Raw genomic sequence first — 26,460 nt, forward strand, 5'->3', positions numbered from 1 at the left:
CGCACGGCTCCCGCCGTCGATGGCCGTGGGCTAGTCGTGTCCCTCCAGGCCCCGTGGCTCAAGCTGACGGTAGGTCAGGTACTCGAAGGGCACGCCCCCCGCCGTGACGCCACCCTCCTCGCGCGACTCGATCCTCCAGCCAGGAAGGTCGTCGAGCCGGGGAAACCAGGCGTCGGCCTCCGCCTCGACGTAGTTCATCGTCACGTAGGCGCGCTCGCACCAGGGTAGGAGCTCCTGGTAGACGCTCTGTCCTCCTATGAGCCAAACCTCGTCGGGAGTCGTGTCCGCGACGAGGCCCAGCGCCTCCTCGATGCCGCTCGCGACCTCCACGCCCTCGGGCAGGCCCCCTGTCCCGCGCGTGAGCACGACGTTGCGGCGTCCCCTGAGGGGGCCACCGGGGAAGCTCTGGAGGGTCTTGCGCCCCATGATGACGGTGCCGCCCATGGTGAGCTCCACGAAGCGGCGCATGTCGGCGCGGTTGCGCACCAGGAGCGCGCCGTCGCGCCCTATGCCCCAGCTGGGGGTGACGGAGACTATCGCGTTCATGCCCTCGCCCTAGACCGCGATGGGGATGTTCTTGACCTGCGGCCCGTGCTCGTAGCCCTCCACGACGAGGTCGTCGGTGGTGAAGTCGTAGAAGTCGTGCACCTCGGGGTTCAGGCTCACCTTGGGTGCAGGGTGGGTCGGGCGCGAGATGAGCTCCCGCACGATGTCCACGTGGCGGTCGTAGATGTGGGCGTCGGCGATCATGTGCACGAGCTCGCCGGCCACCATGTCGTTGGCCTGGGCGACCATCATGAGCAGGAGCGCGTACTGGCAGACGTTCCAGTTGTTCGCGGCGAGCACGTCCTGGCTGCGCTGGACGAGCAGCATGTTGAGGGTCGGCCTCTCGTCGCCCTCCGCATGGGTCACGTTGTAGATGGCGTTGAAGGCGCAGGGATAGAGGTTCATCTCGCTGAGGTCGCCGAAGGTGTACAGGTTGGTCATGATGCGGCGGGAGTAGGGGTTGTTCTTGAGGTCATAGAGGACGCGGTCCATCTGGTCGAAGTCGCCTTCGGGGTAATGGCTCCTCTGCGCGACCTGATAGCCGTAGGCCTTGCCTATGCTGCCGTCCTCGTCGGCCCACTCGTCCCAGATGTGGGAGTGGAGGTCGTTGATATTGTTGGACTTGCGCTGGTAGATCCAGAGGACCTCGTCCATGGCGCTCTTGAGGGCGGTCCTCCTCAGGGTGAGGGCGGGAAACTCCTCCCGCAGGTCGTAGCGGTTGCACACGCCGAAGCTCTTGATGGTGTAGGCGGGACTGCCGTCCTCCCAGCGGGGCCGGACCTTCTGGCCCTCGGTGGTGCTGCCGTGCTCGATGATCTGCCTGCACATGCCAATGAAGATGTCGTCGGCCTTGCTCATGCGCGCTCCTCTCGCCTTGCGCCCTGGATTTTGGTTGTGGCGGCACGTCGCCGCCCTCGTTGGCCTAGCCTCGCTGGATGGGGGATGACCCGAGGTCCTGGTCGTCGCGGAGGAGCTCCTCAAGCTCCCGGACGAGATCCTCGTCGTCTTCGTCGGTCTCCCAGGCATTCCCTCCCGAGCCCTTCATCTGGGCGAAGGCCCTGAATTCCCTGTCGAGGGCGTCACCCACGACCTGGGCGGCGCAGCCACCCAGGTAGGAGAAGACGAGGATGGCCAGCAGGAGGCCCAGGCCGGCTATGACGAGGGGCTTGGCCCCCGAGTTCGCGTTGTCAGGCGAGGTGGTGCCCGAGGCGGTCTCTATGACCTGTGGCCCGCTTTCGGTGACCTGAGCCTGCTCCTCCATGCACACCTCCTCTGTGGGCTGGCTTCCCATGATACCCGAGGCAAGGCGTCACGTCGCATTTCCTCGGGGTGCCTGTAGCCTAGAGATGGCTGGACTCGAAGACGGAGTCCCACATCACGCCCAGCGTCATGATCAGCCCGTGGTCCGCGGGAAGCCAGTCGACGTCGGTGAGCTCGTCCCGGCCCAGCCAGCGGAGCTCGCGGTGCTCGCGAAGGACGGGCTCCTCATCCTCGGCGAGGCTGCACACGAAGCAGTCCATGTCCAGGTGGAAGCCGGGATACTCGTAGTCGACGCTGTCGAGGTACCAGATGGTGGAGAGCTCGCACCCCAGCTCCTCCCGCACCTCGCGCCTGAGGGCCTCCTCGCGCGACTCGCCCTCCTCCACCTTGCCGCCGGGGAACTCCCATCCCTCCATGCCATGTCCGCGCCGTGCCGCCAGGACCTTCCCGCCGCGTTGGACGATGGCACAGACGACCTTGGTTTTTTCCATTCACGCACCTCCGGGCCCTCGCGATGGGTATCAGTGGTTGGTATGCGGAGCCCATTCGATTCTATAGCGCGGAGGTATCGCGACATGTCAGGGGAGCAGGTCGACTCGGAGGGGGGCCAGGAGCTGAGGACGCTCTTGGAAAGGGACGAGGGCGAGAGGGACCGGACCATCGTTCGCGCGAGCGAGCTGGCCATCGCCGGCAACGTCGTGCTCGCGGCTTTCAAGGCGGTCGTGGGCGCCCTCACGGGCTCCATCGCGATCGCGCTCGACGCGGTGAACAACCTCTCGGACGCCCTGTCCTCGCTCATCACCATCATCGGGACGCGACTTGCCTCCCGTCCGGCCGACAGACGGCATCCCTTTGGCTACGGCCGCGTGGAGTACCTCTCCGCCATCGTGATCGCGGCAATAGTGCTTGCGGCGGGCGCAAGCTCCCTCAAGGAGTCTGTCGCGTCCATCCTGGACCCCGCGACGCCAGACTACTCTGCGGCGTCCCTCGCCATCGTCGCGGCGGCGGTCGTCGCCAAGCTCCTCATGGGAAGACACGCGAGGTCGGTGGGCAGACGCGTCTCTTCCGACGCCCTCGTCGCCTCCGGCACCGACGCATCCATGGACGCGGCCATCTCCGCGACGACCCTTGCGGCCGCCCTCGTCCATCTCGCCACCGGAGCGCACCGGAGCGCGCCTCGAGGGATGGCTTGGCGCGCTCATCTCGGTCATCATCCTCAAGAGCGGCGTCTCCATGCTTCGAGAGACCCTCTCCAAGGTGCTGGGCGAGTGCGTCGACGCCGGCGTCTCGCGTCGCGTCAAGGAGGCGGTCGAGTCCGTCGATGGGGTGCGTGGCGCCTATGACCTCCTGCTGAGCGACTACGGGCCCCAGCGCCTTCAGGGAAGCGTGCATGTGGAGGTGGATGACCGCCTCGCCGCCCCACAGATTGACGCGCTCTCCCGCGCCATCCAGTCACGGGCGTTCGAGCGATGCGGGGTCATCCTGACCACGGTCGGGATCTATGCGACGAACGATTCGGGGTCGGAGGTCCTGAGGGACCTGCGCGAGGGGGTGGAGCGCATCGTGTGGCCCCACGAGCACGTGGCGCAGATGCACGGGTTCTACGCAAACGAAGAGAGGCACACGGCGCTCTTCGACGTGATCGTCGACTTCGACGACCCTGACAGGATGGGGACCTACGAGGCGATCCGTGCAGAATGCTCCGAGGCATATCCCGACTGGAGCTTCACCGTGGGGCTCGACTCGGACGTTTCGGACTAGGATGGGGGGGTCGTCGCCCGGGGATGGCGACCCAGATGGCGAGGTGCCGCATGTACAGCTTCGATGGCAGGGTGCGTTACAGCGAGTGCGACGAGGACGGGAGGCTGTCGCTCCTGGGCCTTGTCAACTACCTGCAGGACTGCTCGACCTTCCAGTCGCAGAGCCTGGGCATCGGCCTTGACTTCATGGCCGCGCACCACTTCGCGTGGTTCATCTCCGCCTGGCAGATCGAGATTGACGAGCTCCCGCGCTTCTTCGACCCCATCGTGGTCTCCACCTGGGCGTACAGCATGAGGCGCACCCAGGCGGGTCGCTGCTTCACCATCTCCTCGCCCGAGGGGAGGACCTACGTCCAGGCGGACTCGCTCTGGTTCGTGTATGACACCGAGGCAAAGTCACCCGTGCGCATACCGGAGTCCCAGCTGGCATATGCCGAGGACACGCCCCGGCTCGACTTGCCACCCACCAAGAGGAAGCTCGAGGTCGAGGGACCGTACCGAGAGACGCGTCCCGTGACCATCGCCGAGCAGCACCTCGACACGAACCGCCACGTCAACAACGCCCAGTACATCCAGCTTGCCTGCGACGCGCTGGAGGAGCTGGGCGAGGCCTTCGAGCCACGGCGGATCTGCGTGCAGTACCGCCAGATGGCACTTCTGGGGGACCTCGTGGCGCCCCGGGTCCACCGGTGGCAGGACGGCGCCTGCGTTGACCTCTCGGACGGCGGCGAGAGGAGCTACGCCGTGGTCCGGCTCTCTCGCTAGGGGCGCACCGGCGCCCGCTCGCCCTGTGGCCTGTAGCGGCTGAGGCCGTCCACCACCAGCTTGCAGCAGGAGGGGAGGGCCCGCGCCTCGTATTCGGTGACCCCCTCCGTGACCAGCTCGCCGTCGATCTGCATGGGCATGGGCTCGCTCGAGCGGACGTGGACCCTCTCGCCTGAGAAGTGCTCGAGGTATGGCCTGCCCAGGTGGCTTCCCGCAGGGTCGACGAGGCTTGCGAACATGGGCCTGAGCAGGTGGACGGCGTCTTCGGTCTCGAGCACGATCACGTCGAGACGCCCGTCGTCCATGCTGCTGTCGGGGACGATCTCCACCTCACCCTGGATCATGGCGCAGTTGGCGACCATGCAGGCGATGCCGTCACGCTCGTGACGCTCGCCATCCACCTCTATGGAGAAGTGTGATACCTGCGGTCGGATGTTCTTCAGCGCCGCCGCGAAGTAGGCCGCCTCCCCCATGCTCTGCTTGTTGGGAACGGCGGCCTGCATGAGGCGGGCGTCGTAGCCTGTCCCGGACATGACGCCGAATCCGCACACGTGTGCGCCGGAGGGGTCCTCCCAGCTCAGCTCGCCGAGGTCGGTGCGCGCCCAGAGGCCGCGCCTGCAGGCCCGGGCGATCGCCGCGGGCTCGGCGGCCGATCCCAGGTTGGCGTGCAGGAGGTTGGCCGTGCCCGAGGGGAACACGCAGCTGAGGACGTCGCGGCCCCTGAGCTCCCAGAGGAGGCCGGACACCGTGCCGTCCCCGCCCGAGAGCACGACGAGGTCGAAGTCCTCCGCGTCCGCGAGGCACTCGCGCCCTCCTCCCGAGCCGGGCAGCACGCGCATCACGCACTCGTCGCCCTGTTCGAGCAGGGCGCGCTCGAACTCGAAGACCGCGTCCGACCCGAAGCCGGAAGCGTTGTTGTGGACTATGAGGCTGCGCATGCTGACCTCCGACGGCCTTGAGTATGATGGTGGGGCCGGCGAGGGGCCGGCCGACGGATACAAATGTATCCGTTTTTGGCGACAAGACATGAATCGAGCGTGCGTGTACATATCTGACGCGGAGGGGCTCGCGCGTTTCTGCGAGCGCGCCTCGGACTCCAAGGTGCTGGCGGTGGACACCGAGTTCCTGCGCGAGAGGACCTACTTTCCCCGGCTCTGCCTGATCCAGGTCGCGACCGCCGACGAGTCGTGTGCCGTCGACCCCATCCTCATCGAGGACCTCACGCCCCTCAGGAGGCTCCTCGAGGACCGCTCCGTCACCAAGGTCTTCCATGCGTGCACGCAGGACCTCGAGGTCATCCTGGACGGCATGGGCTGCGTGCCCGCGCCGGTCTTCGACACCCAGCTCGCCGCTGCCTTCCTGGGGCATCGCCAGCAGATCGGCTACGGTGCCCTCGTCGAGGCCTGCTGTGGCGTGCGCCTGCCCAAGGCGGAGTCGCTCACCGACTGGTCCCGCCGCCCCCTCGACGCCGAGCAGCTGCGCTACGCGGAGGACGACGTGATCTACCTCCCGCGCATCTATGAGCAGATGGTGTCGGAGCTCGCCCGCCGCGACAGGCTGGCCTGGCTCGAGCCCGAGATGCGCTCCCTCACCGACCCCTCGCGCGTCGAGCGCGACCCCAGGGATGCCTACCTGCACCTCAAGCGCTCCAACTCCCTCACCCGCCGCCAGCTCTCCGTCGCGCGCGAGGCCTGCGCCTGGCGCGAGCGGGAGGCGGCGCGCAGGAACATCCCCCGCAAGTGGGTGGTCTCCGACGAGGTGCTCGTCGAGCTCTGCAAGAGGGCGCCCAGGGGCGTGGACCGGCTCAGGCGCATCCGGGGCACCGAGCAGCTCCCCACGCGCGACGCCGAGGAGCTCGTCGCTGCCGTGGGGCGCGGTCTCGCCTGCGATCCCGACGAGATGCCCCTCCGCCCGCACCGCGAGCGCCCCTCGTCCGAGACGGAGAGCGTTCTGGACCTCATGTACTCCCTCCTCAGGCTGGTCTCGGAGCGCAGCGGCGTCGCCGCCCAGCTCATCGCCACGAGGGAGGACCTCCAGGACTACGTCTCTGACCCCGCCTCCTCCAAGCTCTCGCGCTCGTGGAGGGCGGAGCTCCTGGGAAGCCAGCTCTCCCGCCTCCTCTCGGGCGAGATGGGCCTCACCGTCAAGGACGGACACATCGAGCTTCTCTGAGCGACCTTGCCGATTGTGTCCCAGGACTGTCGTAGGATGGGCGCAAGACAGCGCGGGCGGATGGGGTACAAGTGCTCCATGTCACCGATCGGATGGGAGGCAGGTCGTATGCCAATGGGCATGTATTACGGTTACGGTGCGGACCTGGGCTACCTGGGCGTGGTCCTGGTCTCGCTCGTCCTGGGGCTCCTCACCCAGAGCTACATCCAGTCCACCTACAGGAAGTGGTCCAAGGTCCCGTCCACCCTGGGCGCCACCGGGGCTGAGGTCGCCCGCCGCATGCTCGACTCGGGCGGGGCGCATGGCGTGGGCATCACCAGGGTGGAGGGCCACCTCACGGACTACTTCGACCCGCGCGACAACCAGCTGCACCTCTCGGGCGAGAACTACGCGCAGGGCTCGGTCGCCTCGGTCGCCGTGGCCTGTCACGAGGCCGGGCATGCCGTGCAGACCGCCAGGGGCTATGCCTTCGGCAGGCTGCGCTCGGCGCTGGTGCCCGTCGTCAACGTCACCCAGCAGGCGTGGGCGGTCGTCTTCATGCTGGGCGTCTTCCTGAGCCTCTCCGGCCTCGTGCGCCTGGCCATCGCCCTCTTCGCCTTCTCGGTCGTCTTCCAGCTCGTCACCCTCCCCGTCGAGATCGACGCCTCGCGCCGCGCGGTCGCCTACCTCTCGGCGAACGGCCAGGGGCTCGACGGGCGCGGCGCCCGCCAGGTCCTCACCGCCGCGGCGCTCACCTACGTCTCGGCGGCGCTCGTCTCCATCCTGCAGCTCCTCTATCTCCTGGGACGCAGCGGTGACAGGCGCTAGGGAAGGGGCCCTGGAGAGTGGCTCCCAGCCCATCTCCGTGAGCCAGGCGGTGGGGCTTGCCGCCGCGGCGGCGGACGCCATGCCCACCCTGCTCGTCAACGGCGAGGTGACGGGGTTCCGAGGCCCCAACGCCCGCTCGGGCCACTGCTACTTCCAGGTGAAGGACGACTCCTCCGCGATGGACGTCATCGTCTGGCGCGGGAGCTACGCCAAGTCCGGCGTGCGGCTCAGGGACGGGCTCCAGCTCGAGATGCAGGGCAGGTTCAACGTGTACCGGGGGAGCGGCAGGCTCTCGTTCGTGGCGTCGCGCATCAGCGTGGCGGGCGAGGGGCTCCTGCGCCAGCAGGTGGCCCAGCTCGCCCGCAAGCTCGAGGCGGAGGGACTCATGGCCCCGGAGCGCAAGCGCCTCATACCGCGCTTCTGCCAGCGGGTGGCCGTGGTCACCTCCCTCTCGGGCTCGGTCATCGACGACGTGAAGCGCACCCTCGCCCGCAGGAACCCGCTCGTGCAGGTCCAGGTCGCCGGCTGCATGGTGCAGGGGCCTGGGGCCCCCGAGTCCATCATCCGTGCCCTGGGGGTCGCCGCCGCGGCCCGTCCCGACGCGATCCTCCTGGTGCGCGGTGGCGGCTCCTTCGAGGACCTCATGACCTTCAACGACGAGGCGCTCGCCCGCGCCGTCGCCGCCTGCCCCGTCCCCGTCATAACGGGCATCGGCCACGAGCCGGACACGTCCATCTGCGACATGGTGGGCGACCGACGCACCTCGACGCCCACGGCGGCTGCCGAGTCGGTCGCGCCGGGCATCGACGAGGTCGAGCTGCAGATCTCCGAGCGTGCGAAGCGCCTCGTCCGCAGCATGTCCTCGACGCTCGCCCTGAGCGGACAGGCGCTCGACGGGCTGGGGGCGCTCGCCTCGCGCTCTCTCGCCGCTCGCCTCGCCCAGCTCCGCTCGGGGGTCGAGGCCCTGGGCAGCAGACGCTGCCTGAGCGACCCTGAGGCGACGCTGCGCGACCGGGAGCTCCAGCTCGTGCAGACCGAGCAACGCCTGCACGACGCCGTCCCCCGCGGCCTCGCCATCGACGCCGAGCGCACACACAGGCTGGCAGACCGCCTGCGCGTGGGAGGGGAGGGCCTCCTCTCTCCCTTCGACCACCAGACCCTGCGCCTCGCGGCGACGCTCGAGGCGCTCTCGCCCCTCAAGGTCCTCACGCGCGGCTACGCCATAGCCCGCGACGCGCAGGGACATGTCGTGACCGACGCCGCGGGAGTGGGCGCCGGAGACGAGCTGCGCCTCCTGCTCGCGCACGGGAGCGTCGGCGCGCAGGTGACGGACGTAAGCCTTGACACGGCGAGGCAGCTCGCCTCGCGAAAGGAGTAGACCCATGGAAGAGAAGGCATCGTACGCCGACATCGAGCAGCTGAGCTTCAAGGAGGCGTCGATCGAGCTCGAGCAGATTGTGCGCTCCCTCGAGGCGGGTGACCTGGAGCTCGAGGAGTCCCTCAGCCGCTACGGTCGCGGCGTGGAGCTCCTGAAGAGCCTGCGCAGGCGCCTCGCGGAGGCCGAGCAGAAGGTGCAGCTGCTCGTGGACTCGACGGAACCCGCCGCCGTCGCGGACACCACGGCCGCGCCGTCTACCGCCTATCTGGACGAGTAGCCGCCGCGTCCGGGCGCATCGCGCCATGCCAGCGGGAAGCAACAGACATCTGGGGAGAGGAACGGCCATGGCCATCAGGGACGACTGCATCTTCTGCAAGATCGCCAACCACCAGATCGAGTCCGACTACGTGTACGAGGACGAGCTGGTCTGCGCGTTCAGGGACATGAGCCCCCAGGCGCCGACGCACGTCCTGGTCGTCCCGAAGAGCCATCATGAGGACATCCTCGACGGCGTCGACGAGGCGACCTTGGCCGCCCTCGCGCATGCCGTGGGCGAGGTCGCGCGCGCGGAGGGCATCGACAAGACGGGGTTTCGCGTCATCACCAACACGGGCGATGACGCCGGGCAGACGGTCCACCACCTGCACCTCCACGTCCTGGGCGGGGAGTCCCTGGGCGAGGGCCTGATCGCGAGGTCCTAGCGTGCCGTCGCATGAGGAGGCGGCCGCCGAGCGACACGCCCGCGGCTACAACTGCGCCCAGGCGGTGGCGTGCAGCTTCGCCGACGAGCTGGGCATGGACGAGGCCTCCCTCTTCAGGGCTGCCGAGGGACTGGGGCTAGGCATGGGCGGCATGCAGGCCACCTGTGGTGCCGTCGCGGGTGCGTGCATGGTTGCCGGCCTCCTCAACAGCACGGGCGACCTGGACCATCCCAACAGCAAGGCATCCACGTACCGTCTCTCGCGTCAGATTGTGGAGCGATTTGGCGAGGCAAACGGATCGACCACCTGTTGCGAGCTCAAGGGGGTGGGGACGGGAACGGTGCTCGCGCCCTGCACGAAGTGCGTCAGCGACGCGGTGAGAATCGCCGAGGACGTGCTCCGGGAGGCGCGCACGCGCCAGGCCTAGCCCGTGACGTCCTCCCATGGCTGGCGGAGGGCTATGATAGAAAGAGTTTGTGCCGATTGGGCACACCGCCTCGAGAGGAGATCCATGAACGTCCTAGTCATCAACGCCGGCAGCTCTTCGCTCAAGTACCAGCTGCTCGACACCAAGACCCGCCAGGTCTTTGCAAAGGGCAACTGCGAGCGCATCGGCATCGACGACTCGTTCATCGGCCACCAGGAGAACGACGGCGAGAAGCAGAAGCTCGAGGTGGCCCTGCCGGACCACAAGACCGCCATCCAGCACGTATTCAAGATCTTGGACGAGGCCGGCTTTGACACTTCGAAGATCGAGGGCATCGGCCACCGCGTGGTCCAGGGTGGTTGGTACTTCCCCGAGTCCAAGGTCGTCACCGACGAGACCCTGGGCTGGGCCCGTGAGGTCGCTCCTCTCGCACCCCTGCACAACTACGCCGAGGCAGACGTCATCCAGATTTGCCGCGAGCTCTTCCCCAGCATCGGTAACGTGATCGTGGCGGACACCTCCTTCCACTACAACATGCCCGAGAAGGCCTGGCGCTACGCCCTGCCGCGCGACGTGGTCGACAAGCTGCACATCCGCAAGTACGGCGCGCACGGCACCTCGCACCGCTTCATCTGGAAGACCACCAACGAGTTCCTGGACGGCGACGTCCACAAGCTCGTCTCCTGCCACCTGGGCTCCGGCGCCTCCCTCGCCGCCATCCAGGACGGCCGCGTGATGGACACCACCATGGGCCTCACCCCGCTCGACGGCCTCATCATGGGCACCCGCTGCGGCAGCGTCGACCCCGCCACCGTGTTCTATCTGCAGCGCGTCGGCGGCTACACCGTCGACGAGGTCGACACCATGATGAACAAGCAGTCCGGCCTGGCGGCCCTCAGCGCCGTCTCGAGCGACTCCCGCGACATCGAGGAGGGTGCCGAGAGGGGCGACGAGAACTGCAAGCTCGCGCTCGAGATGTTCTACTACCGCACCTCCCAGCTCGTCGCCGAGATGGCCCAGTCCATGCATGGCTTCGACACCATGGTCTTCACTGCGGGCATCGGCGAGAACTCCGACATCATGCGCCTTGGCGTCGCCAAGGAGCTCGAGTGGCTCGGCGTCAAGATCGACGAGGAGGCCAACAAGGTCCGCTCCGGCGAGCCCCGCGTCATCTCTGCGCCCGACTCTAGGGTCAAGGTCCTCGTGGTTCCCACCAACGAGGAGCTCATGATCGCCATGGACGTCGAGGAGCTCCTGGGCAAGTAGTCTCAAGCCAAAACGCTTTGCAGAGACGGCCCGGCGGGATTTCCCGTCGGGCCGTCTCTGCAATGCGGGCGCGTTTCCTTCGCCTGGCGGGGCCCATTCCTACCCTCGCTATGTCGAGTGCGCAAGCTGAAACCTTAAGGTTGCGCATTCGACGTCCCTCTCCCCAGTGTTTTCCCAGTTGAGAGGAAGCCAGCGTCTCTCGAGTGTGCAACCTTAACCCTTCAGCTTGCGCACTCGCGAGGCCTGGTCGGCCTGTATAGTCGAGAGTCTTGAGTTGCTGCGCTACTGCGGGCGAGTGCCCTTCGCCTGGCAGGGCCCTGTCGTGGCTCCTCTTACTTGCCAAGCCCGCCCTTGCGCCAAGGAAGCCATCCCAGGATGCCCCGCGACTCTGGCTCGTGCGTGGGGGAGAGGTACTGGTAGGCGAGCCGTTCCTCTCCGTTGGAAAGGCAGATGACCCCGCAGCGCCTGAAGCCATGCCTCTCGAGCAGCCCCTGCATGGGCAGGTTGAGCTCGTGGGTGTCCATGCGCAGGCTGTCTGCCGTCTCGCAGAGCCAAGCCATCATGAAGGAGCCGACTCCGTTGCCCTGACGAAGCGAAGCGTGGCAAAGCGGTGCACGACGAAGTAGGGGCCGTCGTCCAGCCAGTCTCCATCGTCGATTCGCAGGTAGCAGGGGTCTGGCCCCGGCGCGAGGACGAAGCATCCGACGACCCCCTCGCCCTCCTCCTCGCAGACCATGAGTGTGCCGCGACTGAGCTCCGACGTCAGCTCCGCCCTCGTGGGGAAGGAGCGTTCCCATTGTGGGTTGCCCCGTGCGCGCATGAAGGAGCGCGACGACTCGAGCGCGTGCATGACGTCGTCAAGTTCGTGGACCTCTGCCGGCCTGATGCGTCGTTCCGACATGACGCCCCTAGAAGGGGGTGACGACGAAGGAGAGGCGGTCTGTCTGTCCGGGCGAGAGGAGCCTCATGCCCCGCTTGTGCTCGAACACGTCGTCCTCGTCCTCCGCCGTGGCGCAGCCCGTCCAGGGCTCGAGCGCGACGAAGGGCGCGTCCCCGGCGGCAGACCAGACGCCGAGGTAGTCGAATCCCGCGAAGTCGACCCTGATGCCGTGTCCCTCCGGCCCCACGAGACGAACCCGCCTCTGCGGGACGTCCTCGAAGACCAGGGTGTCGACGTCGAAGGTCCTGTGGGTCAGCGGCAGGACGGAGCAGCCGTCCAGGAGGGGGAGGCGGTCCTGGAAGTCGAGGAGGCCGGTCGAGACGTCGATCCGCGGAGCGGCGTAGGTCCAAGGCTCGGCGAACTCGAGGCGGTAGGCATCGAAGCCATCGGAGGCTCCCACAGCCGGGACGTTGAAGGCGGGATGGCCCCCCAGCACATAGGGAAGGTCGTGCGAGCCGGTGTTGGTGACCTCGAAGCCCTGCACGAGCGAGCTCTCGTCGATGGCGTACGAGAGGCGCAGCCTGAAGTCGTAGGGGAAGGACCGGCGCGTCCCCTCGTTCGACTCGAGCTCCAGGAGGACGCGGTTCTCCTCCCGCTCCACCAACGAGAACTCCTCGTTGCGGGCGAGGCCGTGCCTGCCGAGGCGTATCTCTCCCCGAGCGCTGGTGGCGTGGTCTCCCCTGAGGTTGCCCACGATGGGGAAGAGGACGGGCGCCCGGCGGGGCCACCAACGGGGGTCTCCCTGCCACAGGCACTCCGTACCGCCCGCCTTGAGGCTCATGAGCTGAGCCCCAAGCCTGCTGACCTCGGCCTCGATTTGACCAGAGGAGATGCGTGCCGTGTCCTCCATGCCGTCCTCCCGCCCCGAACGCTTGAGTTGGATGCAGTAATATGTGCAATGTGTGAGCACATAGATAGTACATCCCCCAGGCAAAGGAAGGCTCAGGCATGCACAAGAGAAAGCTGTTCCCGCTCGCGTCGTTCGTGGTGGTCCTCCTCGCCCTCGCCCTTGTCGGCTGCGCTGGCGCGCCGTGGCAGGGGCAGAATGCGACGGGGTCCCAGGGAGTGACCGCGGTGCGCGTCGGCTCCCTCAAGGGTCCCACCTCCATCGGCCTCGCGTCCTTCATGGACCGGGCGGCTGGTGGCGGCACCGCGAACGCCTACAGTTTCACCATCGCCTCCTCCGCCGACGAGATCGTCCCCTCCGTCGTGAGCGGTGACCTCGACGTTGCCTTGGTTCCCGCCAACGTCGCCTCCGTCCTCTACAACAAGACCAAGGGGGCCGTCTCGGTCATCGACGTCAACACGCTGGGCGTGCTCTCCGTCGTGACGGGCGACGAGGGCGTGTCGAGCCTCGCCGACCTCGCCGGCAGGACGGTCTACATGACCGGCAAGGGCACGACGCCCGAGTTCGTCATGCAGTACCTGCTCCAGAAGTCGGAGCTTGCAGACAAGGTGACCCTCGAGTTCAAGAGCGCCCCCACCGAGGTCGTGGCCGCCCTCGTGGCAGACCCGTCCGCGGTCGGTGTGCTGCCCCAGCCCTACGTGACCGCGGCAACCTCGAAGAACCCCTCGCTGCGCGCTGCAATCGACCTCAACGACGCCTGGGCGGCGACGGGCGAGGGCGCCACTATGGTCACCGGCGTCACTGTCGTGCGCAACGACTTCCTGAGGGACCACCCGGCTGCCGTGGAGGAGTTCCTGAAGGAGCATGCGGCGTCGGTGGATGCCGCCAACTCCGACCCCGCTGGCGTCTCCCCGAAGGTGGTGGCCGCCGGGATCATGGACAACGAGAAGGTCGTCGAGAAGGCCATCCCCGCCTGCCACCTGGTCTGCCTGACCGGCGGCGAGATGGAAAGCGCGCTTTCGGGCTACCTCGGGGCGATCGCCTCCGTCGACGCCAGCTCCGTGGGTGGGAGCCTCCCTCCCAAGGACTTCTACTTCCAGGGCTAGCCCTTGAGGGGAAGCCGCTCCCATAGGCTTGCCTCGTGGCTCGCGGCCTGCCTGCTCTGGCTTGGCGCCTGGCAGGTCGCGAGCCTCCTCGTCTCGAGCGAGCTCCTGCTGCCTGGCCCCCTGGCCGTGCTCGGGAGCCTCGCGCGCCTCGCTGCCGCAGGGACGCTCGTCCGGGTGGGGTCGGCGACGCTCGCGCACGTCGCCCTGGGCTTTGCCGCCTCGCTCCTCTTGGCCCTCCCGCTGGGATGGGCGCTCGACGCCTTCCCCGCCGTCCGACGCGTCGTCCTTCCCGGCGTGACGGTGCTCAAGAGCGCCCCCATCGTGTGCGTCATCGTCCTGCTCCTCCTGTGGTTCGGGGCGGCGCGCGTCGCCGAGGCGGCGGTGTTCCTCGCCTGTTTTCCGCCCCTGCTCTTTGCCGTCCTGGAGGGGCTGTCCGAGCTAGACCGAGGGATGTCGTCGCTCCTCTCCGTCATGAGGGTCCCCCTCTGGAGGCGTCTCCTCGCCAGCTTTTGGCCGCAGGTGCTCCCCTTCGTGGTCGCCGCCTCCCGGAGTGCCGTGGGGATGGCGTGGAAGGCCGCTGTGGCCGCCGAACTCGTCGGCTCATCCCTGGGCAGCGTGGGGGAGCGCGTCTTCCAGGCCAAGCTCCTGCTCGAGACTTCGGACGTCTTCGCCTGGACGGCGCTGGTCATCCTGGCGTCGAGGCTCAGCGAGGCGCTCGTCGTGGCGCTGCTGGAGGCCTCCGGCCCGCTCTGTCGCAGCCTCTCCCTCATGGGCCTGGGGCGAGGGGGCGGAGGAGAAGGGCGTGCCCTTCCGCCCCTGACGTCCATCGTGGCCAGGGGGCTTCGCTTCTCGTATGGTGGCCCTTCCGTCATCGAGGGACTCGACCTCGAGCTCGCGCCCGGCTCGCGCGCCTGCCTGAACGACGCCTCCGGCTCGGGGAAGACCACCTTCCTGCGCCTGCTCGACGGCGTCCTCGCTCCCACGGCGGGTGAGCTGCGCGGAGGCGCGCCCTTCTCCGTCCAGACCCAGGGAAGCCTCCTCGTCGACGAGATGGGGGCGCTCCAGAACGTCCTCCTCTGCGCGCGCGGCCGCGCGCGCGACGAGGTTGAGCGCACCCTGGCGGAGGCCCTTCCCGGCGTGGATCCCCTTCGACCCGTGGGCGAGCTCTCCGGCGGGCAGCGCAGGCGCGTCGAACTCGTGCGCGCGCTCCTCTCGCCCTCGAACACCGTCCTTCTGGACGAGCCCTTCGCGGGGCTCGACCCAGACGCGCGCAGGCGCTGCCGCTCCCTCGTGGACCGGCTCCTCGGCGGCCGGACCCTCGTCATGGCCTCCCACGACGAGGGGGACCTGCGCGCCCTGGGCGCGCGCCCCCTCTCCCTGCGCCCCACGCGCTAGCGAGCGGGCGGACCTGGCGCCGGCCCGTCCCATGGCGCGTCCCTCGTTAAGCTTTGTTAATAAACTCCCGGCACCTCCGGCCTTCCCATATGCTGGACGGGTTGAACTCCCGCGGCGCCGTGTCCCAGCCCGTGCCCGCGGCCATGGAGAAGGAGGTGGGTCATGATTCAAGACCAGCTTGCTGCCTGCGGTCTTGTCAACTGCAGGGGTGCCATCCAGGTGGACGCGGCCCCGGCCGTCCTGGTGGAGAAGGCCCTGCTCGCCAACGAGGGTCGCCTGACCTCGCGCGGCGCCCTGTACGTGGAGACGGGCCGCTACACCGGTCGCTCCCCCGAAGACCGCTTCATCGTGGACACACCCGACGTGCACGACGACATCGCCTGGGGCGCCGTCAACCGTCCCTTCGACGTCGAGGGCTACGAGAGGGTCAAGAAGGCCGTGGTCGACCATCTGAGCACGCGCGACCTCTATGTGGTCCACGCCATCGCCGGCGCCGATCGCCGCTGGTGCCGCAAGTTCCTCGTGGTCTGCGAGCGCGCGAGCCAGGCCCTCTTTGCCCGCCAGCTCCTGGTCAGGCCGTCTAAGCGCCAGCTGGCGGACTTCGAGCCCCAGGACTTCAGCGTCCTCGTCGCCCCCACGCTACGGCTGGACCCCGCGACCTACGGGACCCACTCCGAGGCGGTCGTCCTCATCAACTTCCAGGAGCGCGAGGTCCTCATCGCGGGGACCATGTACTCGGGCGAGATCAAGAAGTCCATCTTCTCGGTCATGAACTACCTCATGCCCCTCGAGGAGGGCGTCCTGCCCATGCACTCCTCGGCCAACATGGACCCCGTCACGGGCGAGACGGCCGTCTTCTTCGGCCTCTCCGGCACGGGCAAGACCACGCTCTCGGCCGACCCGGACCGCATGCTCATCGGTGACGACGAGCACGGCTGGGCGGAGGGGAGCGTCTTCAACTTCGAGGGCGGCTGCTACGCCAAGGCCATCCGCATCTCGTCCGCGACCGAGCCCCAGATCTACAACGCCATCCGCTTCGGCAGCATCTGCGAGAACGTGATCGTGGACAACGCCACCCGCAAGCCCGACTACTTCGACGGCACCCTGACCGAGAACACGCGCGTGGCATACCCCATCGACTTCATCGACAACGCCCAGGTCATGGGCCAGGGGCGCTATCCCAACGTGATCATCTTCCTGACCTGCGACTCCTTCGGCGTGCTCCCGCCCATCTCGCGCCTGGACAAGAACGGCGCCATGTACCACTTCCTGAGCGGCTTCACCAGCAAGGTCGCGGGCACCGAGCGCGGGGTGGACGAGCCCCAGCCCACCTTCTCGACCCTCTTCGGCGAGCCCTTCATGCCGCTCTCGCCCCTGCTCTATGCCGACATGTTCGGCAAGAAGATCGACAAGGCCGGCACCAGGGTCTACCTGATCAACACGGGCTGGACGGGAGGTCCTTACGGCGTGGGCATGCGCATGGACCTCGCTTCCACCCGCCTCATGGTCTCGGCGGCGCTCAACGGCTCGGTCGAGGAGGCGGAGTTCGTCCACGACCCCGTGTTCAACGTGGACGTGCCCCAGCACATCGAGGGTGTTGACAGCCGGGTCCTGAATCCGCGTGGAACCTGGGCGGACAAGGCCGCCTATGATGGCGTCGCCCGCCAGCTCGCGAGCATGTTCGTGGAGAACGCACGCGAGAAGTACCCCGACATGGACCCTGCCGTGAGGGCCGCGGGACCCAACCCCGCCTAGCGCCGTCGGCTCCCGGGGCCCGCGTGCGGCGTTGGCTCCCGGGGGCCGGCCCCCGTCGGAGCCTGTGCCACGTTCCGGTGCGACGGCACCTCCGACCTCGGCCGCGCGCCCCTCTCGCCTGGCCACCCATCCCCGCTTTCCTTCCGCTGGTTCCCTCGCAACGGCCCCCTCGGTCCCCAAACGACAGCCCTTGGCCCATCCTTAGCTATACATTCAGGTGCGTGGCCAGGGGAGAGGAACGCGGCCACGCTCAGGCCGGGCGCGGGCGCGCCCCAGACCATAGGGGGGGCAGATGGCTCGATTTCATCTGTTGGAACTGACTCCCGAGCAGAAGGTGATGGACGAGCTGCATGCCTCGGTGGGCAGGCGGCTCGAGGTGAGCTCCCTCGCCCCTTGCCCGGTCGAGTTCACGATGTCGTTCGTCAATATGTGCGCGACACAGAGCTGCGGCAAGTGCACGCCCTGCCGCGTGGGGCTCAGGGCGCTCAGGCACCTCCTGAGCGACGTGCTCACGGGCACGGCGACGATGGCGACGATCGACGAGATCGAGCGGCTCGCCCAGACGGCCTACCTCTCGAGCGACTGCGCCATAGGCTACGAGGCCGGCGCCATGGCCCTGAGGGCCGTGAGGGGCTTCAGGGACGACTTCGTGAGCCACGTGAGCCACAACTCCTGCGCGAGCGCCCTGGCTCCCAGCGTGCCCTGCGTGGCGGGGTGCCCCGCCGGCGTGGACGTGCCCGGCTACCTCGCGCTCGTCCGGGCGGACAGGTGCGCGGACGCCGTCCGCCTCATCAGGAAGGACAACCCCTTTCCTCTGGTCTGCGGCCTGGTCTGCGAGCATCCCTGCGAGAGGAACTGTCGTCGCGGGATGGTGGACGACCCCATCAACATCCGCGCGCTCAAGCGCTTTGCCTGCGAGCACGAGGGAACTCCCGAGGAGCCCGCGCGTGTCGCTTCGACGGGCAAGAGGGTCTGTGTGGTGGGGGGCGGTCCCGCCGGCCTCAGCTGCGCTTACTACCTGACGCTGATGGGGCACGAGGTCACGGTCTTCGAGGCCCGGCACCATCTGGGCGGCATGCTGCGCTACGGCATCCCCGCCTACCGCCTCCCGCGCGAGCGGCTGGACCAGGAGATCGGCTGGATCGTGGGCCAGGGCGTCACGGTCCGCATGGACGAGAAGGTCGACGCGGTCGGCCTCGCGCGCCTGCGCGAGGAATACGATGCCGTCTACCTGGCCATCGGCGCCCATGGCGACAAGAAGCTGGACATAGCGGGGGAAGGGCTGCCGGGGGTCGAGAGCGCGGTGGACATGCTGCGCTCCATCGGCGACGGAGAGATGCCCGACTTCTCGGGACAGCACGTCTGCGTCGTGGGCGGCGGCAACGTCGCCATGGACGTCGCGCGCTCCAGCGTGCGCTGCGGCGCCGAGCGCGTCTACATCGTGTACCGCCGCCGTGCCTGCGACATGACGGCGCAGGACGAGGAGATCGAGGGCGCCCGGGCCGAGGGCTGCGAGATCCTGGAGCTCAACGCCCCCGTCCGCATAGAGGCCGATTCCGAGGGCAGGGTCGCGGGGCTCGTGGTCCAGCCCCAGCTCATCGGCGGGCACCGCGGGGGCAGGCCGGCTCCCCGACCTGCCTCGGCGTCCGAGCGCACCATCGCCTGCGACCGCGTGGTCGTCGCCATCGGCCAGGCCATCGAGTCAGCCCCCTTCGAGGGGCTGGGCATCCCCACCTCCTGGGGCCGCATCTCGACCCAGACCGACGCGAGCATCCCCGAGCTCGAGGGCGTCTTCTCGGGCGGGGACTGCCAGACGGGTCCCGCCACCGTCATCAAGGCAATAAACGCCGGCAAGGTGGCCGCGGGCAACATCGACAACTACCTGGGTTTCGACCACAGGATCGAGCTCGACGTCGACGTGCCCGCACCCCAACTCGAGGACATGGGGCACTGCGCCCGCTGCGAGACCATCCTACGGGAGGCGGGGGAGAGGAAGCGGGACTTCGAGGAGATAGAGCGCGGGCTCACGCCCGAGGAGGCGCTGCAGGAGTCCTCGCGCTGCCTGCGTTGCGACCACTTCGGCTTCGGAGCCTTCCGTGGGGGGAGGGAGATCCAGTGGTAGGACACGAGCACGAGCAAGGCGAGAGGGACGTCGCGACCAAGGCGGTGAGCCTCGTCGTGGACGGGACGCCCGTCACGGTCCCCGCAGGCACCAGCATCCTAGGCGCCTGCCGCGCCGCGGGGTCCAAGGTCCCGACCCTCTGCTACCTGAGGGAGCTGAACGAGATCGGCTCCTGTCGTGTCTGCGTCGTGGAGGTCAAGGGCCGAGAGCGCCTCGTCGCCTCCTGCAACAACTGCGTCGAAGAGGGGATGGAAGTCCTCACCAACAGCCCCAAGGTGAGGTGCGCCCGCCGCGAGAACGTGCTCCTGCTCCTCTCGCAGCATGACGCGACCTGCACGACCTGCGTGCGCTCGGGCAACTGCTCGCTGCAGGAGGTGTCAAACGACCTTGGCCTCGTGGGCATGCCATATCCCACCATCCTTCCCCATGGCTCCTGGCCGCAGGGCTTCCCCCTCATACGCAACAACGACAAGTGCATCCGCTGCATGCGCTGCATCCAGGTCTGCGACAAGGTCCAGGCCTCGCACGTCTGGGGGATCACCAACCGCGCGACCCACACCACGGTGGACGTGGCCGACGGGGCCAGCATCCTCAACGTGGACTGCACGCTCTGCGGCCAGTGCATCACCCACTGCCCGGTGGGTGCGCTGCGCGAACGCGACGACGTGTCCCGCGTCTACGACGCGCTCCAGGACCCCGAGGTGACGACCGTCGTCCAGATAGCCCCCTCCGTGCGCACCTCCTGGGGCGACCATTGGGGCCTGGGGGAGACGGCGGGCATGGGGCGCCTCGTCTCCGCCCTCCGTCACATGGGCTTCGACTACGTGGTCAACACCGACGTGGCGGCCGACCTCACCATCATGGAGGAGGGCACCGAGCTCCTCCGCCACCTGGGCGAGGGCCGTCCCTACCCGCTCATGACCTCCTGCTGCCCCGCTTGGGTCCGCTTCGTGAAGGCGCACCACCCCGAGCTGGTGGACGACGTGTCCACCAGCAAGAGCCCCCAGCAGATGTTCGGCGCCGTGGTGAAGAGCTACTACGCCCAGCTGCTGGGGCTCGACCCCCACAAGGTCTTCTCGCTCTCGATCATGCCCTGCGTGGCGAAGAAGGCGGAGTGCGCCTATCCCAACATGAACGACGCCTGCGGGGACCCCGATGTCGACTGCGCGCTCACGGTGCGCGAGCTCGAACGGCTCCTGAGGGCGGACCACGTGGACGTGGCGAGCCTCGGGGAGGAGCCCTTCGACGAGCCGTTGGGCGTGGGGACAGGCGCGGGCATCATCTTCGGGGCCACGGGCGGCGTCATGGAGGCCGCGCTCAGGACCGCGCACTACCTGGTGAGCGGGAGGCCGCCCGAGGACGACATGTTCGGCGACGTGAGGGGCCTCGAGGGATGGAAGGAGGCCAGCTTCGACCTGGCGGGGACCACGCTCAGGGTGGCCGTCGCTCACGGGCTGGCCAATGCCGACGCCCTCTGCAAGGCGCTGGTCTCGGGAGAGGCCCAATACGACTTCGTCGAGGTCATGGCCTGTCCCGGCGGTTGCGTGGGCGGCGGCGGGCAGCCCATCCACGAGGGGCAGGAGCTTGCCGGCGTGCGCGGGCAGGCGCTCTACGGCTTCGACAGGCGCTCGGAGTGGCGCAACTCTTACGAGAGCCCCGCCGTCAGGCGCTGCTACGAGGAGTTCTTCGGAGAGCCCAACTCCGAGCTCGCCGAGGAGCTGCTGCACACCGACCTCCGGGCTTGGAAGATGCCCGCGGAGTGGATACGCGAGGCGGAGTCCGCCCCGGACGCGGCGCTGGCGAGACGCTAGGCTTCCAGGCACGGGGTTCGCCAGAAAAGGAGGTGGCCCCTCTCACCCATGTGGGCGAGAGGGGCCACGTTCGTCCTGGAGTCTGTGCCGGAGGGGCTACTCGGCCATCTGGGCCTGGACGGCGGTGATGGCGACGACGCCCACGATGTCGTCGGCGGAGCAGCCGCGCGACAGGTCGTTGACGGGCTTGGCGATGCCCTGGAGCACCGGGCCGTAGGCCTCGGCGCCGGCGAAGCGCTGGACCAGCTTGTAGCCGATGTTGCCCGCCTCGAGGTCGGGGAAGACCAGGATGTTGGCGTTGCCGGCGACCTTTGACCCGGGGGCCTTGAGGGCGGCGACGCTCTTCACGAGGGCGGCATCGAGCTGGAGGTCGCCGTCGAGGGCGAGCTCGGGGGCCTTCTCGTTGGCGAGGCGGGTGGCCTCCTGGACCTTCTCGGGGACCTCTCCCTTGGCGGAGCCCTTGGTGGAGAAGGAGAGCATGGCGACCTTGGGCTCGTCGCTCATGAACTGCCTCCAGGTGTTGGCCGAGGCGATGGCGATCTCGGACAGCTCTTCGGCGGTGGGGTCGATGTTCAGGCCGCAGTCGGCGAAGAGCAGCGTGCCGTCCTGGCCGTACTCCGCCTTGTCGGTGCACATGATGAAGAAGGCCGAGACGAGCTTGGTGCCAGGGGCGGTCTTCAGGATCTGCAGCGCGGGACGCAGGGTGTTGGCGGTGGAGTGGCAGGCGCCCGAGACCAGGCCGTCCGCGTCGCCCATCTTCACCATCATGGTGCCGAAGTAGGTGGCGTCGTCCATCTGCTCGCGGGCCTGCTCGATGGTCACGCCCTTCTTCGCGCGCAGCTCGGCGAACTTCTGGGCGTATGCCTCGTGCTGCTCGCTGGTCCTGGGGTCGATGACCTCTGCGCCCTCGACGTCGATCTGGGAGGGGTCACCCAGGATGACGAGCTTCGCCAGGCCCCCGGCGACGATCTTCCTGGCCGCCTCGATGGTGCGGGGGTCCTCGCCCTCGGGCAGGACGACGGTCTTGACGTCGGCCTTGGCCGCATCCTTCATGCGCTGCAGAAACTCGCTCATCGACTCTCCTTCTGGTTGGCTTCCTCTGCCCCGGGGAGGCCACCGTCCCCGAATCGTGGGGCGTGACCTGGCTTTTGGGTGCAATCCTTCCCATTATAGGGCGGCGTGATAGAATCGACCAAGGAATCGAGCCGTGGGCAGTGGCCTGCAACTCGATTTATTTGTGCGCAGTGCCCACGCGAAGCGCGGGACGCCCATCGAAGGGAAACGACCATGAACCTCAACGCAGGCCTTCCGGACGACTTCAACCCCTCCTCCTTCGACGTGATCGTCGTGGGGGCCGGATACGCCGGTGCCGTCTGCGCGCGTCGCCTCGCCGAGGCCTGTGGCTCCAAGGTCTGCATCCTCGAGCGCCGCGGCCATGTGGCGGGCAACGCCTACGACTACAGGGACGAGGCGGGCGTCCTCGTGCACAAGTACGGCCCGCACATCTTCCACACCGCCGACGAGCGCGCGTTCCAGTTCCTCTCGCGCTTCACCGACTGGACGGAGTACCAGCACAAGGTCCTCGCCGACGTGCATGGCACCCTCATGCCCGTCCCCTTCAACCACACGTCCCTCAAGCTCGCCTTCGGCGAGGAGAGGGGAGAGCGGCTCTTCCAGAAGCTCGTCGCGACCTTCGGCATGGACAAGAAGGTCCCCATCATGGAGCTGCGCGAGAAGAACGACCCCGACCTCTCCGAGGTGGCGGACTACGTCTACGAGAACGTCTTCCTGCACTACACGATGAAGCAGTGGGGCAAGACGCCCGACCAGATCGACCCCTCCGTCATGGGCCGCGTTCCCGTCTTCGTGGGCGACGACGACCGCTACTTCCCCCTGGCGCCCAACCAGGGCATGCCCGCCGACGGCTACACCGCCATGTTCGAGCGCATGCTCGACCACGACCTGATCAAGGTCTACGTGGGCGTCGACGCCCGGGACCTCCTCAGCACGGCGGACGGCGTGGTCAACGTCTGCGGCAGGCCCTTTGGCGGCGAGGTCATCTACACCGGTCCCCTGGACGAGCTCTACGGCTTCGACCTCGGCGCACTGCCGTACCGCACGCTCGACATGGTCTTCGAGACCCTGGACATGGACCAGTTCCAGCCCGTGGGCACCGTCAACTACACCGTGAGCGAGAACTTCACCCGCATCACGGAGTTCAAGCACCTCACCGGCCAGGTCCTCCCGGGCAAGACGTCCATCATGCGCGAGTACTCCCGCAGCTACATCCCCGGCGTGGGCGAGACCCCGTACTATATCATCAACGAGCCCGAGAACCTCGAGCTCTACCGTCGCTACCGCGACCGCACGAGCGGGCTCGTCAACTTCCACGTGGTAGGCCGCCTCGCCGAGTACCGCTACTACGACATGGACGGCGTCACCGCCTCCGCTCTCGAGCTCTCCGACGAGATCATCTCCAACCACTAGCCGAGGGTCCCGGTCGAGGTCCGATTGATGTCGCAGACGAGTCAGAAGAAGACGATCAGCTTTGGCGTGCCGTGCTACAACTCCGCCGAGTACATGGACCATTGCATCGGGTCCATTCTCGAGGGTTCGGGCCACGCCGAGGACGTCCAGATCGTCATCGTGGACGACGGGTCCACGAAGGACGACACGCTGGCCAAGGCCCGTGAGTGGGAGGGCCGCTTTCCTGGCTTGGTGAAGGTCGTGCACCAGGAGAACGGCGGGCACGGAATGGCGGTGCTCGCCGCCCTGGAGGCTGCGGACGGCACCTACTTCAAGATCGTCGACTCCGACGACTGGGTCGACGAGGAAGCCCTCCAGGCCCTGCTCAAGACCCTGCGCGAGTTCATCGCCTACGAGACGCGCGTCGACCTCGTGGTGACCAACTACGTGTACGAGCATGCGGAGGACGGCAAGCAGAACGTCGTCGACTACGGGTTCGCCCTTCCCAAGCGCAAGATCATCGGGTGGGACAGGATCGGCCACTTCAACATGGCCCAGAACATGTTGATGCACGCCCTCTGCTACCGCACCGACGTGCTGCGCGACGGAGGGGTGCCCATGCCGGCGCACACCTTCTACGTGGACAACATCTACGCCTACGTCCCCCTGCCGCGCTGCCGCACCCTCTACTACCTGGACGTGGACCTCTACCGCTACTTCATCGGGCGGGAGGACCAGTCGGTGAACGAGGACGTGATGGTATCGCGCATCGACCAGCAGCTTCGGGTCACCCGCGTGATGATGCGCGCCTACCATCTCTACGACGACATACCGAGCCGTCGCCTGCGGAGCTACATGGTGGGCCACTTCACCCTCATGATGGCCGCCTGCTCCATCTTCTCGAAGCTCTCTGACGATCCCTCCGCCATGGACGACCTCGACTCGCTCTGGAAGGAGCTCCGGCAGTTCGACGCGCGCATGTACTGGAGGGCGCGCAACGGGCTCGTGGGCATCGCCATGAACCTTCCCGGAGAGGGTGGCCGAAGGGCCACGGTCGGCATCTACCGCATCGCCCGGAGGCTGGTCAAGTTCAACTAGCCGTCCTTGGCGGACGCCCGCCTCATCGGGGCACCCAAGCGGAATACTGCGCACGATAGCGTCGAATTGTGAAGACGCGTGACGTTTGCCCAGATGATTCTCACTCTGGAAAGATACCGTGCGCAGTTTTCTAGCCTGTCGAGCCGTAAAAAGGCCCACCTGCGAGGCGGATGGGCCTAGTCGCACGACGATCGGCCTGTCAACACCTCACTCGAGGTCGCTGACGGCAGGGAAGCCGTAGGCGCCCTCGGCGGAGCGGACGCCATCCACGATGGCCTCCTCGAGCGCCCTCGTGGCGAGCATGCCCACCTCGTCGACCGTCGCCTCGACCTCTCCGGTCGCCATCACGAAGATGGTGTCGCCGTCGTTGGTGGTGTGGGTGGGCTTGATGGCGTGCGCGTAGGCGTCGGCGGAGATCTGCGCCACCTTGGTGGCCTGGGCCTTCGTGAGGGAGGCGTTGGTCACCACGCAGGAGATGGTCGTGTTGGTCCTCAGGAAGGGCACATGGTCAGAGTGGGCCGCGAGTGACCCCGCGAGGTCGAGGGGACGGCCCTCGTTTGACAGGGTGCCCGCGACGGGGATTCCGTCCTTTGGGTCGACCACGTTCCCGAAGGCGTTCACCGCGGCGATGGCGCAGCAGACGAGTTCGCCGGAGCCTGCGGTCGCCCGTCCTAGGCCGCCCTTCATCGCGTGGGCGGGCCCGCGGAGCTTGCCCACGGTGCAGCCGCAGCCAGCGCCGTGGTTGCCCGCCTCGAGCTCACGGTCCCTCTCGTCAAGCGCACGGGCCACGGCGAGCGCGCCCTCCGCCGTCCCCGGACGGACGTCGGGGGAACCACAGGCGAGGTCGAAGACGCAGGCGGAGCTCACGATGGGGACGACGCCTACTCCGACGTCGAGGCCGATGCCCCTGCGCTCGAGCTCCTCGGCCGCTCCGCAGGCCGCCGCGAGCCCGTAGGCGCTGCCGCCCGACAGCACGACGCAGTGGAGCTTGCTCACGGTCTCCTCGGGCCTCAGGAGGTCCGTCTCCCTCGTGGCGGGGGCTCCCCCTCGCACGTCCACGGCCCCCGTCGCCCCCTCGGGGCAGACGATGGCCGTGCATCCCGTGCCCGCCTCGTGGTTCGACACGCTCGCCGCGAACACGCCCGCAATGGGGAAGGCGGCTCCGTCGATCCTGCTCACTGCGCTCCTCCTAGCACTTGGGCCGCGAGGTCCACCTCGTCGCCCAGCAGGTCCGAGAGCTCGCGGACGAGCCGGGAGACGGGAAGCCCCACGACGTTCTGGTAGTCACCGGCTATAGAGCGTACCAGGAAACGGCCGCGCCCCTGAATGCCATAGGCACCGGCCTTGTCGAGCGGCTCACCGCTCTGGGCATAGGCATCGATCTGGGTGCGCGTGAGCTCCCAGAAGGACACGGTCGTCGTCTCGACGAAGGAGGCCGGGCGGGGAGAGCCGTGCTCGGGCAGCGCTGCCAGGCAGACGCCGGTCGAGACCCGCGACTCCCGCCCTGACAGCTCCCTCAGCATGCGGGCCGCGTCATGCGTGTCCCTAGGCTTGCCCAGGACGTCCCGTCCGGGCATCCAGACGACGGTGTCCGCGGCGACCACGGCCTGGCAGCCGGAGCGCCCGGGTGCTTGGAGCTGGGGGAGGGCAAGGCAGGCCTGTGCCTTCATCCTCGCGAGGCGCTCGACGAGGGCGACGGGAGACTCTCCCTCCTGGCGCGTCTCGTCGACCTCAGGTGGGAGCACGAGGAGCTCGAACCCCGCCTCCTCCAGCAGCTGGCGGCGGCGGGGCGAAGAAGATCCCAGTGCGATGCGCATGCTGTTCCTCCAAGAAAAAGG

Annotated in this window: 27 protein-coding genes and 1 pseudogene; 17 read left to right on the forward strand and 11 right to left on the reverse strand. The window is 68.0% G+C overall.

The window, feature by feature from the left end; genetic code table 11:
- Window positions 1-30 precede the first annotated feature (30 nt).
- The 4 genes from HMPREF1008_RS06690 to HMPREF1008_RS06705 form a co-directional block, all read right to left on the reverse strand.
- The gene (locus tag HMPREF1008_RS06690) at window positions 31-546 is read right to left on the reverse strand and encodes a dihydrofolate reductase (RefSeq protein WP_009279100.1); all 516 of its coding nucleotides are present in this window, start codon (window positions 544-546) and stop codon (window positions 31-33) included.
- A gap of 9 nt (window positions 547-555) precedes the next feature.
- Window positions 556-1,404 carry a thymidylate synthase gene (gene thyA / locus HMPREF1008_RS06695; RefSeq protein ID WP_009279101.1) on the reverse strand — a complete coding sequence of 283 codons (849 nt, stop codon included), beginning with the start codon at window positions 1,402-1,404 and terminating at the stop codon, window positions 556-558.
- 64 nt (window positions 1,405-1,468) lie between these two features.
- Window positions 1,469-1,807, reverse strand: coding sequence for a hypothetical protein (locus tag HMPREF1008_RS06700; protein ID WP_009279102.1), 339 nt, complete (start codon window positions 1,805-1,807; stop codon window positions 1,469-1,471).
- Between the two features lie 79 nt (window positions 1,808-1,886).
- Complete coding sequence (locus tag HMPREF1008_RS06705; RefSeq protein WP_009279103.1) at window positions 1,887-2,297, reverse strand: (deoxy)nucleoside triphosphate pyrophosphohydrolase; 411 nt, start codon at window positions 2,295-2,297, stop codon at window positions 1,887-1,889.
- 84 nt (window positions 2,298-2,381) lie between these two features.
- Between HMPREF1008_RS06705 and HMPREF1008_RS11080 the strand changes: the two are divergent.
- From HMPREF1008_RS11080 to HMPREF1008_RS06715, 3 genes and pseudogenes are all read left to right on the forward strand, one after another.
- Window positions 2,382-2,912, forward strand: a pseudogene (locus tag HMPREF1008_RS11080) (cation diffusion facilitator family transporter); the annotation flags it as partial.
- A gap of 22 nt (window positions 2,913-2,934) precedes the next feature.
- Window positions 2,935-3,567, forward strand: a complete 633-nt coding sequence (locus tag HMPREF1008_RS10665) for a hypothetical protein (RefSeq protein WP_232202848.1) — start codon at window positions 2,935-2,937, stop codon at window positions 3,565-3,567.
- 50 nt (window positions 3,568-3,617) lie between these two features.
- A complete protein-coding gene (locus HMPREF1008_RS06715) occupies window positions 3,618-4,331 on the forward strand; it encodes an acyl-[acyl-carrier-protein] thioesterase (protein ID WP_009279105.1) in 714 nt (237 codons plus the stop codon).
- Here HMPREF1008_RS06715 and HMPREF1008_RS06720 read toward each other — a convergent pair.
- Window positions 4,328-5,269, reverse strand: coding sequence for a diacylglycerol kinase family protein (locus HMPREF1008_RS06720; protein WP_009279106.1), 942 nt, complete (start codon window positions 5,267-5,269; stop codon window positions 4,328-4,330). The genes HMPREF1008_RS06715 and HMPREF1008_RS06720 overlap by 4 nt on opposite strands.
- Before the next feature lie 103 nt (window positions 5,270-5,372).
- On the opposite strand from HMPREF1008_RS06720, the gene rnd reads away from it, so the two are divergent.
- From rnd to HMPREF1008_RS06755, 7 genes are all read left to right on the forward strand, one after another.
- Window positions 5,373-6,503 carry a ribonuclease D gene (gene rnd, locus HMPREF1008_RS06725; protein ID WP_009279107.1) on the forward strand — a complete coding sequence of 377 codons (1,131 nt, stop codon included), beginning with the start codon at window positions 5,373-5,375 and terminating at the stop codon, window positions 6,501-6,503.
- 108 nt (window positions 6,504-6,611) lie between these two features.
- Complete coding sequence (locus tag HMPREF1008_RS06730; protein ID WP_009279108.1) at window positions 6,612-7,310, forward strand: zinc metallopeptidase; 699 nt, start codon at window positions 6,612-6,614, stop codon at window positions 7,308-7,310.
- On the forward strand, window positions 7,297-8,688 hold the full coding sequence (gene xseA, locus HMPREF1008_RS06735; protein WP_009279109.1) for an exodeoxyribonuclease VII large subunit: 1,392 nt from the start codon (window positions 7,297-7,299) through the stop codon (window positions 8,686-8,688). The genes HMPREF1008_RS06730 and xseA overlap by 14 nt, the downstream gene beginning before the upstream one ends.
- A gap of 4 nt (window positions 8,689-8,692) precedes the next feature.
- Window positions 8,693-8,965: an exodeoxyribonuclease VII small subunit gene (gene xseB / locus HMPREF1008_RS06740; RefSeq protein WP_009279110.1), complete on the forward strand. Its 273-nt coding sequence runs from the start codon at window positions 8,693-8,695 to the stop codon at window positions 8,963-8,965.
- A 67-nt stretch (window positions 8,966-9,032) separates the two neighbouring features.
- On the forward strand, window positions 9,033-9,389 hold the full coding sequence (locus HMPREF1008_RS06745; RefSeq protein ID WP_009279111.1) for a histidine triad nucleotide-binding protein: 357 nt from the start codon (window positions 9,033-9,035) through the stop codon (window positions 9,387-9,389).
- 1 nt (window position 9,390) lies between these two features.
- Complete coding sequence (locus HMPREF1008_RS06750) at window positions 9,391-9,816, forward strand: C-GCAxxG-C-C family protein (protein ID WP_009279112.1); 426 nt, start codon at window positions 9,391-9,393, stop codon at window positions 9,814-9,816.
- An 84-nt stretch (window positions 9,817-9,900) separates the two neighbouring features.
- On the forward strand, window positions 9,901-11,082 hold the full coding sequence (locus HMPREF1008_RS06755) for an acetate/propionate family kinase (RefSeq protein WP_009279113.1): 1,182 nt from the start codon (window positions 9,901-9,903) through the stop codon (window positions 11,080-11,082).
- A 332-nt stretch (window positions 11,083-11,414) separates the two neighbouring features.
- Here the strand turns inward: HMPREF1008_RS06755 and HMPREF1008_RS09955 are convergent, their stop codons facing one another.
- The 3 genes from HMPREF1008_RS09955 to HMPREF1008_RS06765 are packed head-to-tail and all read right to left on the reverse strand — an operon-like array spanning window position 11,415 to window position 12,872.
- Window positions 11,415-11,645: a hypothetical protein gene (locus tag HMPREF1008_RS09955; RefSeq protein WP_009279114.1), complete on the reverse strand. Its 231-nt coding sequence runs from the start codon at window positions 11,643-11,645 to the stop codon at window positions 11,415-11,417.
- Entirely contained in the window at window positions 11,642-11,983 is a 342-nt protein-coding gene (locus tag HMPREF1008_RS09960) for a hypothetical protein (RefSeq protein ID WP_009279115.1), read from the reverse strand. Before HMPREF1008_RS09960 ends, HMPREF1008_RS09955 begins: the two co-directional genes overlap by 4 nt.
- A gap of 7 nt (window positions 11,984-11,990) precedes the next feature.
- Window positions 11,991-12,872, reverse strand: coding sequence for an aldose 1-epimerase family protein (locus tag HMPREF1008_RS06765; protein ID WP_009279116.1), 882 nt, complete (start codon window positions 12,870-12,872; stop codon window positions 11,991-11,993).
- A 98-nt stretch (window positions 12,873-12,970) separates the two neighbouring features.
- On the opposite strand from HMPREF1008_RS06765, the gene HMPREF1008_RS06770 reads away from it, so the two are divergent.
- The 5 genes from HMPREF1008_RS06770 (at window position 12,971) to HMPREF1008_RS06790 (ending at window position 21,058) form a co-directional block, all read left to right on the forward strand.
- The gene (locus HMPREF1008_RS06770; protein WP_009279117.1) at window positions 12,971-13,975 is read left to right on the forward strand and encodes an ABC transporter substrate-binding protein; all 1,005 of its coding nucleotides are present in this window, start codon (window positions 12,971-12,973) and stop codon (window positions 13,973-13,975) included.
- 3 nt (window positions 13,976-13,978) lie between these two features.
- Window positions 13,979-15,370: an ATP-binding cassette domain-containing protein gene (locus HMPREF1008_RS06775; protein WP_009279118.1), complete on the forward strand. Its 1,392-nt coding sequence runs from the start codon at window positions 13,979-13,981 to the stop codon at window positions 15,368-15,370.
- A 162-nt stretch (window positions 15,371-15,532) separates the two neighbouring features.
- Window positions 15,533-17,125 (forward strand): phosphoenolpyruvate carboxykinase (ATP), encoded by a 1,593-nt coding sequence (pckA, locus tag HMPREF1008_RS06780; RefSeq protein WP_009279119.1) that lies wholly within the window; start codon window positions 15,533-15,535, stop codon window positions 17,123-17,125.
- A 292-nt stretch (window positions 17,126-17,417) separates the two neighbouring features.
- Entirely contained in the window at window positions 17,418-19,247 is a 1,830-nt protein-coding gene (locus HMPREF1008_RS06785) for an NAD(P)-binding protein (protein WP_009279120.1), read from the forward strand.
- Window positions 19,241-21,058 (forward strand): [FeFe] hydrogenase, group A, encoded by a 1,818-nt coding sequence (locus HMPREF1008_RS06790; RefSeq protein WP_009279121.1) that lies wholly within the window; start codon window positions 19,241-19,243, stop codon window positions 21,056-21,058. Before HMPREF1008_RS06785 ends, HMPREF1008_RS06790 begins: the two co-directional genes overlap by 7 nt.
- Window positions 21,059-21,154: 96 nt before the next feature.
- Here HMPREF1008_RS06790 and pta read toward each other — a convergent pair whose 3' ends face one another.
- Window positions 21,155-22,132, reverse strand: coding sequence for a phosphate acetyltransferase (gene pta / locus HMPREF1008_RS06795; RefSeq protein WP_009279122.1), 978 nt, complete (start codon window positions 22,130-22,132; stop codon window positions 21,155-21,157).
- Window positions 22,133-22,345: 213 nt separating this feature from the next.
- On the opposite strand from pta, the gene glf reads away from it, so the two are divergent.
- Window positions 22,346-23,545: a UDP-galactopyranose mutase gene (glf, locus tag HMPREF1008_RS06800; protein ID WP_009279123.1), complete on the forward strand. Its 1,200-nt coding sequence runs from the start codon at window positions 22,346-22,348 to the stop codon at window positions 23,543-23,545.
- Window positions 23,546-23,572: 27 nt separating this feature from the next.
- Window positions 23,573-24,622: a glycosyltransferase family A protein gene (locus HMPREF1008_RS06805; protein ID WP_009279124.1), complete on the forward strand. Its 1,050-nt coding sequence runs from the start codon at window positions 23,573-23,575 to the stop codon at window positions 24,620-24,622.
- 207 nt (window positions 24,623-24,829) lie between these two features.
- Here HMPREF1008_RS06805 and HMPREF1008_RS06810 read toward each other — a convergent pair whose 3' ends face one another.
- A complete protein-coding gene (locus HMPREF1008_RS06810) occupies window positions 24,830-25,801 on the reverse strand; it encodes a P1 family peptidase (RefSeq protein ID WP_009279125.1) in 972 nt (323 codons plus the stop codon).
- On the reverse strand, window positions 25,798-26,439 hold the full coding sequence (locus HMPREF1008_RS06815) for a nucleoside triphosphate pyrophosphatase (protein ID WP_009279126.1): 642 nt from the start codon (window positions 26,437-26,439) through the stop codon (window positions 25,798-25,800). The genes HMPREF1008_RS06810 and HMPREF1008_RS06815 overlap by 4 nt, the downstream gene beginning before the upstream one ends.
- Between the last annotated feature and the right edge of the window lie 21 nt (window positions 26,440-26,460).

The sequence above is a fragment of the Olsenella sp. oral taxon 809 str. F0356 genome (genome assembly GCF_000233535.1).
In the GTDB taxonomy this organism is placed as follows: Bacteria; Actinomycetota; Coriobacteriia; order Coriobacteriales; family Atopobiaceae; genus Olsenella_I; species Olsenella_I phocaeensis.

Excerpts from the sequence above, each read along its gene's own strand:
- HMPREF1008_RS06690 (WP_009279100.1), bottom strand. The coding sequence starts at position 546 with ATGAACGCGATAGTCTCCGTCACCCCCAGCTGGGGCATAGGGCGCGAC.
- thyA (WP_009279101.1), bottom strand. The coding sequence starts at position 1,404 with ATGAGCAAGGCCGACGACATCTTCATTGGCATGTGCAGGCAGATCATC.
- HMPREF1008_RS06700 (WP_009279102.1), bottom strand. The coding sequence starts at position 1,807 with ATGGAGGAGCAGGCTCAGGTCACCGAAAGCGGGCCACAGGTCATAGAG.
- HMPREF1008_RS06705 (WP_009279103.1), bottom strand. The coding sequence starts at position 2,297 with ATGGAAAAAACCAAGGTCGTCTGTGCCATCGTCCAACGCGGCGGGAAG.
- HMPREF1008_RS06715 (WP_009279105.1), top strand. The coding sequence starts at position 3,618 with ATGTACAGCTTCGATGGCAGGGTGCGTTACAGCGAGTGCGACGAGGAC.
- HMPREF1008_RS06720 (WP_009279106.1), bottom strand. The coding sequence starts at position 5,269 with ATGCGCAGCCTCATAGTCCACAACAACGCTTCCGGCTTCGGGTCGGAC.
- HMPREF1008_RS06730 (WP_009279108.1), top strand. The coding sequence starts at position 6,612 with ATGCCAATGGGCATGTATTACGGTTACGGTGCGGACCTGGGCTACCTG.
- xseB (WP_009279110.1), top strand. The coding sequence starts at position 8,693 with ATGGAAGAGAAGGCATCGTACGCCGACATCGAGCAGCTGAGCTTCAAG.
- HMPREF1008_RS06745 (WP_009279111.1), top strand. The coding sequence starts at position 9,033 with ATGGCCATCAGGGACGACTGCATCTTCTGCAAGATCGCCAACCACCAG.
- HMPREF1008_RS06755 (WP_009279113.1), top strand. The coding sequence starts at position 9,901 with ATGAACGTCCTAGTCATCAACGCCGGCAGCTCTTCGCTCAAGTACCAG.
- HMPREF1008_RS09955 (WP_009279114.1), bottom strand. The coding sequence starts at position 11,645 with ATGATGGCTTGGCTCTGCGAGACGGCAGACAGCCTGCGCATGGACACC.
- HMPREF1008_RS09960 (WP_009279115.1), bottom strand. The coding sequence starts at position 11,983 with ATGTCGGAACGACGCATCAGGCCGGCAGAGGTCCACGAACTTGACGAC.
- HMPREF1008_RS06765 (WP_009279116.1), bottom strand. The coding sequence starts at position 12,872 with ATGGAGGACACGGCACGCATCTCCTCTGGTCAAATCGAGGCCGAGGTC.
- HMPREF1008_RS06770 (WP_009279117.1), top strand. The coding sequence starts at position 12,971 with ATGCACAAGAGAAAGCTGTTCCCGCTCGCGTCGTTCGTGGTGGTCCTC.
- pckA (WP_009279119.1), top strand. The coding sequence starts at position 15,533 with ATGATTCAAGACCAGCTTGCTGCCTGCGGTCTTGTCAACTGCAGGGGT.
- HMPREF1008_RS06785 (WP_009279120.1), top strand. The coding sequence starts at position 17,418 with ATGGCTCGATTTCATCTGTTGGAACTGACTCCCGAGCAGAAGGTGATG.
- pta (WP_009279122.1), bottom strand. The coding sequence starts at position 22,132 with ATGAGCGAGTTTCTGCAGCGCATGAAGGATGCGGCCAAGGCCGACGTC.
- glf (WP_009279123.1), top strand. The coding sequence starts at position 22,346 with ATGAACCTCAACGCAGGCCTTCCGGACGACTTCAACCCCTCCTCCTTC.
- HMPREF1008_RS06805 (WP_009279124.1), top strand. The coding sequence starts at position 23,573 with ATGTCGCAGACGAGTCAGAAGAAGACGATCAGCTTTGGCGTGCCGTGC.
- HMPREF1008_RS06815 (WP_009279126.1), bottom strand. The coding sequence starts at position 26,439 with ATGCGCATCGCACTGGGATCTTCTTCGCCCCGCCGCCGCCAGCTGCTG.